This window comes from Streptomyces sp. KR55 (assembly GCF_052245645.1).
In the GTDB taxonomy this organism is placed as follows: Bacteria; Actinomycetota; Actinomycetes; order Streptomycetales; family Streptomycetaceae; genus Streptomyces; species Streptomyces flavusporus.
This window is the reverse complement of the sequence record NZ_JBQQCE010000400.1, coordinates 1-9085: the sequence shown is the minus strand read 5'-3', so window position 1 is coordinate 9085 and position 9085 is coordinate 1. Positions and strand designations below refer to the sequence as shown.

Below are 9085 nucleotides of genomic sequence, written 5' to 3'. Positions count from 1 at the left end.
CGGTGATGTCGTGATGGTGACAGTGAGTGGGCGCCACGCAGCCGGCCGATGGGGGGTGCGGCGGGCGGCGGCGCAGTACACGGGGCACACGGGGCCTCCTGTTCGGCGGCGTACTGCCGAAATTAAACTAGCACTGCAAGTTTTTTGGAAATGTAACCCGTGACGCCGCCGGCTGTGAAGCCTTGTCGTGGAGCGCATGGGCCTGCCAGGCGTCGACGTCAGCGCGTGCACCGGAGACGCGGAACCGTCCGCGGCACTCCTGACCGGCCCCGGCAGAGCTGTTCCGTCGCCCCCTTGTAGCCGATCGCCGTTCGGTTTACTCTGCCGCAACAACCGAACATCGATCGGTAACCCCGAGCGCCGCCCGGCGTCACAGAGCGCGGTCACGACCTTCGCCGCGCCACCACCGGGCTCATCCCCCTCGTATTCATCCATTGCATCCGTCCGGCGCAGCCGACTCGCCGAGCTGCCCACAGGCACGCTCCGAGCCTCGTCAGGCCGTCGGTCCAGAACCCATGTCCGCCAGTCCTTCGCTGACCCATGTCAGCGCTCTTTTGTGATGGCAGGAGACCCTTATGGCAGCTTTGTCACTCGCGGCTACGCTCGCCGAACCCGCCCGTCGCTCCCCCGGCAGCCTCGCGCTGGTCGAAGGCGGCGTCCGTCTGACATATGGCGAGTTGTGGGCCGAGGCCCTGCGTTATGCCGCCGCGCTACGGGAGCAGGGCGTGCGCCCCGATGACCGTGTGGCGTTGCTGTGCCCCAATACTGCGGACTTCGTTCGCGCCTACTACGCCATCCTGGCCCTGGGCGGTGTCGTCGTGCCGGTGCCGACGCTGCTCAACGCCGACGAAGCCGCGTATATCCTCCAGCACTCCGGCGCCCGAACGCTCGTCGCCGAGGTGGGTCACCTCGATCTCGGCCGGGACGCGGCGGAAAAGGCGGGGATTTCCTTTCTGCCCCTCGGGGACCGTCACAACATCGGGTCATTGGACGCACTCGCACGCTCGGCCGCCCCTCTGCGTACGTACATCGCCCGGGATACCGACGACCCAGCCGTCGTCTTCTACACCTCCGGCACCACAGGACGCCCCAAAGGTGCTGTGCTCACCCATTTCAATCTGGTCATGAACGCGACGGTGAACGCGTTCGACGCCAATCATCTGCGCCCCGACGACGTCGTGCTCGGCTGCCTACCGCTGTTTCACACCTTCGGCCAGACCGTGGCCATGAACGCCACCTTCCGCGCGGGTGCCGCCCTCGTGCTGCAGCCCCGGTTCGATCCGGACGGCGCCATCACCCTCATGCGGGACGAAGGGGTCACCGCGTTCTACGGCGTACCGACGATGTTCGTCAGGCTCCTGGACAGCGCGGCGGATCGGCCGGAGCTCCCGCAGCTGGGCATGTGCATCTCCGGCGGTGCGTCACTGCCGGTCACGGTGCTCGAGCGCTTCGAGAAGGCCTTCACCACCACCGTGTACGAGGGCTACGGCCTGTCGGAGACGTCTCCGACCGCGAGCGTCAACCAGCCCGGGTACGGGAGGCGGCCCGGCACCGTCGGCCATCCCCTGTGGGGCGTCGAGGTGGAAATCGCCGACGCCGGTATCGAGGACTGCATCGTGCTGCTGCCGTCCGGCGAGACGGGCGAGGTCGTCATTCGCGGTCACAACGTCATGGCCGGTTATCTCGGTGACCCGGCGGCCACCGACGCAGCCATCGTCGACGGCTGGTTCCGTACCGGCGACATCGGGCTCAAGGACGCCGACGGGTTTCTCTCGATCGTCGACCGCAAGAAGGATCTCATCATCCGCGGTGGCTTCAACGTCTACCCCCGCGAGGTCGAAGAAGCCCTGGCGCGCCATCCCGACATCACCGAGGCAGCCGTCATCGGCATCCCCGACGACGAACGCGGCGAAGAAATCTGCGCCGTTGTCGTGCCGCGCTCCGGGCGCCGCATCGATCCCGACGCCCTCATCGCGTGGACCCGCGACCGGTTGGGCCGCCACAAGTACCCCCGTCGCGTCGAGGTCGTCGACCGTCTGCCGCTCGGACCCAGCCACAAGGTGCTCAAGCGGGAACTGCGCCGGCAGTTCACCCAGCAGGCCACCCCCCGTGCCACTGAAAGGACCGTCATTTCATGACTGCTCAGAACACCACGAGAGACCCGCAGAAGCACGTCGATACGGCGACGGTTCCGCGCTCCGAGGTGCGCCGTGCAGCCTTCACGGCCATGGCCACCTCCGCCATCGAGTGGTACGACTTCTTCATCTACGGCACGGCCGCCGCGCTCGTGTTCAGCACCAAGTTCTTCCCGTCGTTCAGCCCCGTGGCCGGAGTGCTCGCGGCTTTCGCGACGTTCGCCATCGGCTTCGCCGCCCGCCCGCTCGGGGGCGTCGTCTGCGGCCACTACGGCGACAAGTTCGGCCGCAAACCCGTTCTGGTGGCGACACTGATCGTCATGGGCGGGGCGACCACGCTGATCGGTCTGCTGCCCACCTTCTCCGTGATCGGGATCGCCGCACCCATCATCCTGGCGCTGCTCCGCTTCGCCCAGGGCCTGGCGGTCGGGGGGCAGTGGGGCGGTGCGATGCTCGTCGCGACGGAGTACGCGCCGCCCGGGCGGAGAGGGCTGTACGGCAGCTTTGTGCAACTCGGCGTGCCGATCGGCCTGATCCTCGGCAATCTGACCTTCCTCTTCATGACCAGCGTGGTCGCCAAGGACGACTTCGAGGCGTGGGGATGGCGGGTGCCGTTCCTCTTCAGCGTCGTGATGATCGCGCTGGCGGTGTTCGTTCACCGGCGGCTGGAGGAGACGCCGGCGTTCCAGCGCGCGGAGGAGCGGCTGGCCGAGGGCAAGGCGGCCCGGCGGCGCTCGCCGGTGCTGGAAGTGCTGCGTTCCCAGCCCAAGCAGGTCCTGCTCGCGGCCGGTTCGTTCCTCGTCGTCAATGCGACCTTCTACCTGCTGGTGACCGGCATGCTGGACTACGGCAGCAGGCACCTGGGGATGGGCCAGAGCTCCGTACTCACTGCCGTGCTGCTGGGCAACGCCGCCCAGATCGTCGCACTCCCGTTCTTCGCGGCGCTCTCGGACCGCGTGGGCCGTCGCCGCGTCTACGCGACGGGGGTCGTGGCCCTGGGAATCTGGGCGTTCCCGATGTTCCAGCTCGTCGACACCAAGCAGTTCCCCCTCGTTGTCCTTGCCGTGGTCGGGGGCGTCCTGTGCCTGTCGGCGGCGTACGGTCCGCAGGCGGCGCTGTTCGCGGAGATGTTCAGCGCTGAGGTGCGCTACTCCGGCGCCTCCCTCGGCTACCAGATCGCCTCGGTGCTCGGCGGCGGTCTGGCACCGTTCCTGATGGTTCTGCTGCTGGAGTCCACACACACGTCGATGTCGATCTCCATCTATGTGGCAGTGATGGCGGCCGTCGCTCTGCTGTCGCTGTGGCGGATCAAACCGGTTCGCGAGCCGGCGGAATAGCCGTCGCTTCGCCGCGCCCTCCCTGCAGTCCGGACCGCGGACCGCAGGGAGGGCCTGCCGGTAAGGTGAGTTCAGAAACTGGGCACTGCGGATGACCGCCCGCCACACGACCCTGGGGGTGCATCGGTGGTTCGGCCGACCAAACCGATCCTCAGCCGGGAGCGCATCTGTACCGCGGCACTGGCCATCGTGGACGAGGAAGGCCTCGCCGAGCTGTCGATGCGCAAGCTCGCCCGAAGCCTCGGGGTCCAGGTCTCCTCGCTCTATGAGCACGTGAAGACCAAGGACGATGTCCTTCACGAGGTCGCGAACACCATCATGGCAAGCGTGGATGTCTCGGGCTTCGAGACCGGCGACTGGCGTCATGGAGTGGCGTCCTGGGCACGGTCGTATCGTGCTGCGCTGGCCGCTCACCCCAACATCGTTCCGTTCCTGGCCTACGGACCGGCACATCGCGACGCGTCCTTGCAGCGGGCCAACACCGTTCACGGCGGCCTGGTGGCCGGAGGCTGGCCTCCCCGGTACGCGACGATGATCGGAGCTTCGACCAAGTACCTGGTGGTCGGTGCCGCGATGAGCTCCTTCGCCGGAGGGTTCGACGACGATATCCAGGTCTACATGGGCCGATATCCGCACCTGGCCGGGGCCCACCGTTTGCGCGAGCACGCCGACAGGATCGACCCCGACAGCTTCGAACTCGCCCTCGACATGTTCCTCGACGGTCTCACGGCACTGCACGCCCGGATTGCCGCATCCGCGGAGTATCCCGGGGAGTCCTGACAGGCGAACCGCTGCATGTCTGCGAGGTGACTTGCAGCGGTCGGCGCCCCGGCCACGATCAGGTCGTCTCCTCGGGGTGCAGGCGTCCCAGTAGCTCGTAGAGACTGCGGCGCCCCTCCTCGTCCAGACGCGCAAAGGCTGCCGAGGTGCCCCGCATGTCGGCGCGGATGAGGCGGACGGCCTCCCTTCCCTCTTCGGTGGCGACCACGTTCTTGATCCGCCGGTCGGCCGCGTCCAGCTGTCTGGAGACCAGTCCACGTGCCTCCAGCCGGTCGACGAGCCCGGTGATGTTGGAGGCGTCACAGGAGAGCAGTCCTGCGAGGCCGCGCATGGGCAGCGGCTGCCGAAGCAGGATGAGCATCTTGGCCTGCGTCATGGTGAGCCCGTGCATGGCGGCCGCCGCCGTCAGGTCCCGGTAGTAACCGGCGGCAGCGCGTGCCAAGCGGTCCATGAGTGCGTCGTGGGCAGGATCGCTGCCCTGCGCGGCGGGGCGGTCGGCGGGTGGGGCGGGAGTGTGGGCCATGCCTCAATTGTAAGGGAAGCTCAACGTTTGACTTCCTAAACCATTGAGGTCTACCTTCTCCCTCACTGCTTGGCTGCATCAAGCATCTAACTCGTCGACGGGCCTCCCTTCGTTGAGCTCCCGCCACGACGCCCCGCCCCGCCCCGGAGAAAGCACCCGTGTCACAACCCCTTGCTCCGCCGCACGGCCGACACCGGGCCGAGACCTCAGTCGTCCTTGCCCTGAGCCTCGCCGCGATGATCGTGTCGATGATGCAGACACTGGTGGTGCCGATCCTCGGCCTGATCCAGAGCAGCCTCGGCGCCAGCGCGGCCGAGGTCAGCTGGGTCACCACCGCGACCCTGCTCTCCGCAGCCGTCTTCACCCCACTACTCGGCCGCTTCGGCGACCAGCACGGCAAGAAGCCGACCCTCATCGGCGTGCTGGCGGTGATGATCGCCGGCTCTGTCCTGGCCGCCACGACCGACTCGCTGCTCTGGCTGATCGTCGGCCGCGTGTTGCAGGGCGCCGCCACCGCGATCTTCCCGCTCGCTCTGTCGGTACTCCGCGAGGAGGTCCCCGCCCGCCGTCTGCCAGGAGCGATGGCGCTGGTCAGCGGCACCCTGGCGTTCGGCAGCGGCTTCGCACTGGTCACCACCGGCCTGCTGACCCGCGGCGAGGACGCCGACTACCACCGCGTCTTCTGGCTGGCCACCGGCCTCGCAGTGGTCACCCTGCTCGCCGTCGTCCTCCTTGTACCGGCGAGCCGCACCAAGACCGGCGGACGCACCGACATACTCGGCGCCCTCACCCTCGGCCTCTTCCTGGTTCTCCTGCTGCTGCCGATCTCCCAGGGTCACGAGTGGGGCTGGATCTCCGCCCGTACGCTGGGCAGCTTCACCGGAGCGGTCATCATGGCCGGCGTCTGGAGCTTCACTGAGAGCCGCGTCCGCGAACCCATGGTCGACATGAGGATGTTCCTCCACCGCCCGGTGCTCTTCAGCAACCTCGCGGGCCTCTTCGTGGGATTCGGGATGTTCGCCCAGTTCCTCGGTGTCTCCTATCTGGCGCAGGTGCCGAGGGACGTCGCAGGCTACGGCTTCGGCGCCTCCGTTCTCCGCGCCTCCGTCGAATACCTGCTGCCCAGCACGATCGCGTCCCTCGTCGCCTCCCAGTTCGGTGGCCTGCTGATCCGCAGGATCGGCCCACGCCTCACCCTCGCCCTCAGCGCAACGATGGGCATCGCCGGCTTCGCGTGGCTGGCCGCCGCACACTCCTCGACCCCCTCGGTCATCGGCGCCGGAATGGCTGTCGGAACAGCCATCAGCCTCGGCTACGCCGCGATGCCCGCCCTCATCGTCGCGGGAGTGCCACCCCACCAGACCGGCATCGCCAACGGCATCAACTCCATCTCCCGGTCCGTCGGCAGCTCGATCGGCAGCGCGCTGATCACCTCACTGCTCGCCTCCAGAACCATCGAGAACCTTCCGGCCGGCATGCCCCCGCTGCCCGCCGAGAGCCAGTTCACCCTGAGCTTCACCCTGGCCGGTGTCGCCTTCGCCTTCGTCCTGGCCCTCTCGCTGGTCGGCCTCAAGCGGGAACAGCAGGAGCCCCGTACGGAACACCTGCCCGCCACGGAGCCGGCCGCTGCCACCACCGCTGCCTGACGAGCCCCACCGCGATCTGCACCACTGCACCACTGCACCAAGGAGTTACCGGCACCCTGCCGGACAACAAGACCCACCACCGTGCGACCCGCGCGCACCGTTGTAAAGGAGACAGATATGACCGCAGTTCTGTTCGTCGTCACCGGCGCCGACCACTGGACGCTCGCCGACGGCACCCTGCACCCCACCGGCTATTGGGCCGAGGAACTCGCCGCACCGCACCGACTGTTCCGCGAGGCCGGTTTCGACGTCACCATCGCCACACCCGGCGGCGCCGTTCCGACCGTTGACGCCGTCAGCCTTGCCGCCGAGTCCACCGGCGGCAAGGAGCAGGCCGACGCCATCGCCGCGTACCTGGCTTCCATCCGCGCCGACTTGGAGAACCCGGTCAAGCTCGAGGAGGTCGACCTCGACGCGTACGACGCCGTCCTCTACCCCGGTGGCCACGGCCCCATGGAGGACCTCGCCGTCAACGCCGACTCCGGTCGCCTGCTCACCGCGGTGCTGGACTCCGGCAAGCCGCTCGCGGTGCTGTGCCACGCCCCCGCGGCCCTGCTCGCCGCCCGGCGCGAGGACGGCAGCTGGCCGTTCGCCGGTTACCGCATGACCGGCTTCACCAACGACGAGGAGACCGCGGCCGGTTTCGCCGACAAGGCCACCTGGCTGCTCCAGGACCGCCTGGTGGAGCTGGGCGCCGACTTCCACGCCGCCGCCCCGTTCAGCGAGCACGTCGTGGCGGACCGCAATCTGCACACCGGTCAGAACCCCGCCTCCTCCGAGCAGCTCGCCCGGAACATCATCGAGATCCTCAACCGCGGCTGATCCCCTTGCCCGACGCCGGCGCCCGGGCTGCCCCGCGGCGCGCCGACAGCGCCCCCGTCCACTACCGCACCTGTGAGGGAACCATGAACAATCCAGCGCCCGAGCAGCCCGCCGAGCTCGTCGCCCGGCTGCGCGCCACCTTCCGCGCAGGCAAGACCAAGCCCATGGCCTGGCGCACCGAGCAGCTGCACCGGATGCGTACCCTGCTCACCGAGCAGGGGGAGACATTCGCCGCGGCGCTCCACGCCGACTTGGGGAAGAGCTCCACCGAGGCGTACCGCACGGAGATCGACTTCGTCATACGCGAGATCGACCACACCCTGGAGCACCTCGACGGGTGGCTGCGGCCCGAACAGGCCCCCGTCCCCGCGTTCATCGGGGAGGCGAGTGCCTGGACGCAGTACGACCCGCTGGGCGTCGTGCTGGTCATCGCCCCCTGGAACTACCCGGCGCAGTTGCTGCTGGCCCCGGTGGCCGGTGCCCTGGCCGCGGGCAACGCGGTGGTCGCCAAGCCCAGCGAACTGGCCCCGGCCACGTCCGCCGCCCTGGCCCGCCTCGTGCCGCAGTACCTCGACACCGACGCGGTCGCCGTGGTCGAAGGCGGCGTCCCGGAGACCACCGCCCTGCTCGAGCAGCGCTTCGACCACATCCTCTACACCGGCAACGGCACGGTCGGCCGCATCGTGATGGCCGCGGCCGCCCGGCACCTCACCCCCGTCACCCTCGAACTGGGCGGCAAGTCCCCGGCATTCGTGGACCGGGGCATCGACCTGGACACCGTCGCCGCCCGCCTCGTGGCCGGGAAGTTCCTCAACGCCGGACAGACCTGCGTCGCCCCCGACTACGTCCTCACCGACCCCGAGACCGCACGCGCTCTGGAAGCCGCCCTGGCCAAGGCCATCGAGGCGCTGTACGGGCCCGACCCCGCCGCCTCCCCGGAGTACGGCCGCATCGTCAACGAACGCCACTTCGACCGGCTGACCGCCCTCCTCGACTCCGGCCACCAGGTCACCGGCGGCGCGTACGACCGCGAGACGAAGTACATCGCGCCGACCGTCCTGGCCGAGGTGTCACCGGACGCGCCCGTCATGCAGGAGGAGATCTTCGGCCCGATCCTCCCGATCGTCGAGGTGGCCGGACTCGACGAGGCCATCGACTTCATCAACGACCGCGACAAGCCGCTGGCCCTGTACGCGTTCACCGAATCCGACACCACCCGGGAACGGTTGGCGGCCGAAACCTCCTCGGGCGGCCTCGGGTTCGGCCTGCCGCTGGCCCATCTCACCATCTCCGACCTGCCGTTCGGCGGCGTCGGCGAAAGCGGCATGGGCAGCTACCACGGCCGCTACTCCATCGAGACCTTCAGCCACCGCAAAGCCGTCCTCGCCAAGCCCCTCAGCTGATCCACCCCAGCCGTGCGTGAGCACGGCGGAAAGAGAAATTCCCACCATGAACGCTCTCCCCACCACCAGCCGCGAATGGCACCTGGTCGCCCGCCCGAACGGTGTGCCCCGGCCGCAGGACTTCGCCCTGCGCGAGGTTCCCGTCACCGAGCCCGGCGCCGGTCAGATCCTCGTGCGCAACCTGCACCTCTCGGTCGACCCGTACATGCGCGGCCGGATGAACGACGTGAAGTCCTACGTCCCTCCCTTCCAGCTGAACCAGCCGATGGACGGGGGTGCGGTCGGCGTCGTCGTCGCCGTGGGCGATGACTCCCCCGCCGGCTCCATCGCCGTGGGTGATCACGTCCTGCACGGCCTCGGCTGGCGGGAGTACGCCCTCCTCGACGCGGCGGACGCCGTGCAGGTCGACGCCGGGAACGCTCCGCTGAGCACGTATCTC

Annotated in this window: 7 protein-coding genes and 1 pseudogene; 7 read left to right on the top strand and 1 reads right to left on the bottom strand. The window is 68.8% G+C overall.

Annotation, left to right across the window (positions count from 1 at the left end; translation table 11 throughout):
- Positions 1-575: 575 nt before the first annotated feature.
- From ACTWQJ_RS39300 to ACTWQJ_RS39290, 3 genes are all read left to right on the top strand, one after another.
- Positions 576-2138, top strand: coding sequence for a long-chain-fatty-acid--CoA ligase (locus ACTWQJ_RS39300; protein WP_443311223.1), 1563 nt, complete (start codon positions 576-578; stop codon positions 2136-2138).
- A complete protein-coding gene (locus ACTWQJ_RS39295) occupies positions 2135-3472 on the top strand; it encodes an MFS transporter (protein ID WP_443311222.1) in 1338 nt (445 codons plus the stop codon). Before ACTWQJ_RS39300 ends, ACTWQJ_RS39295 begins: the two co-directional genes overlap by 4 nt.
- Positions 3473-3598: 126 nt before the next feature.
- Positions 3599-4252 carry a TetR/AcrR family transcriptional regulator gene (locus tag ACTWQJ_RS39290; RefSeq protein WP_443311221.1) on the top strand — a complete coding sequence of 218 codons (654 nt, stop codon included), beginning with the start codon at positions 3599-3601 and terminating at the stop codon, positions 4250-4252.
- 58 nt (positions 4253-4310) lie between these two features.
- Here the strand turns inward: ACTWQJ_RS39290 and ACTWQJ_RS39285 are convergent, their stop codons facing one another.
- Entirely contained in the window at positions 4311-4775 is a 465-nt protein-coding gene (locus ACTWQJ_RS39285; RefSeq protein ID WP_443311220.1) for a MarR family winged helix-turn-helix transcriptional regulator, read from the bottom strand.
- 158 nt (positions 4776-4933) lie between these two features.
- Between ACTWQJ_RS39285 and ACTWQJ_RS39280 the strand changes: the two genes are divergently transcribed.
- From ACTWQJ_RS39280 to ACTWQJ_RS39265, 4 genes and pseudogenes are all read left to right on the top strand, one after another.
- A complete protein-coding gene (locus ACTWQJ_RS39280) occupies positions 4934-6421 on the top strand; it encodes an MFS transporter (protein ID WP_443311219.1) in 1488 nt (495 codons plus the stop codon).
- Between the two features lie 117 nt (positions 6422-6538).
- On the top strand, positions 6539-7243 hold the full coding sequence (locus tag ACTWQJ_RS39275) for a type 1 glutamine amidotransferase domain-containing protein (protein ID WP_443311218.1): 705 nt from the start codon (positions 6539-6541) through the stop codon (positions 7241-7243).
- An 83-nt stretch (positions 7244-7326) separates the two neighbouring features.
- A complete protein-coding gene (locus tag ACTWQJ_RS39270) occupies positions 7327-8646 on the top strand; it encodes an aldehyde dehydrogenase family protein (protein WP_443311217.1) in 1320 nt (439 codons plus the stop codon).
- A 46-nt stretch (positions 8647-8692) separates the two neighbouring features.
- A pseudogene (locus tag ACTWQJ_RS39265) lies at positions 8693-9085 on the top strand (NADP-dependent oxidoreductase); the annotation flags it as partial.

Coding starts and splice junctions, on each gene's coding strand:
- ACTWQJ_RS39285 (WP_443311220.1), bottom strand. CDS start 4,775: ATGGCCCACACTCCCGCCCCACCCGCCGACCGCCCCGCCGCGCAGGGC.
- ACTWQJ_RS39295 (WP_443311222.1), top strand. CDS start 2,135: ATGACTGCTCAGAACACCACGAGAGACCCGCAGAAGCACGTCGATACG.
- ACTWQJ_RS39300 (WP_443311223.1), top strand. CDS start 576: ATGGCAGCTTTGTCACTCGCGGCTACGCTCGCCGAACCCGCCCGTCGC.
- ACTWQJ_RS39275 (WP_443311218.1), top strand. CDS start 6,539: ATGACCGCAGTTCTGTTCGTCGTCACCGGCGCCGACCACTGGACGCTC.
- ACTWQJ_RS39270 (WP_443311217.1), top strand. CDS start 7,327: ATGAACAATCCAGCGCCCGAGCAGCCCGCCGAGCTCGTCGCCCGGCTG.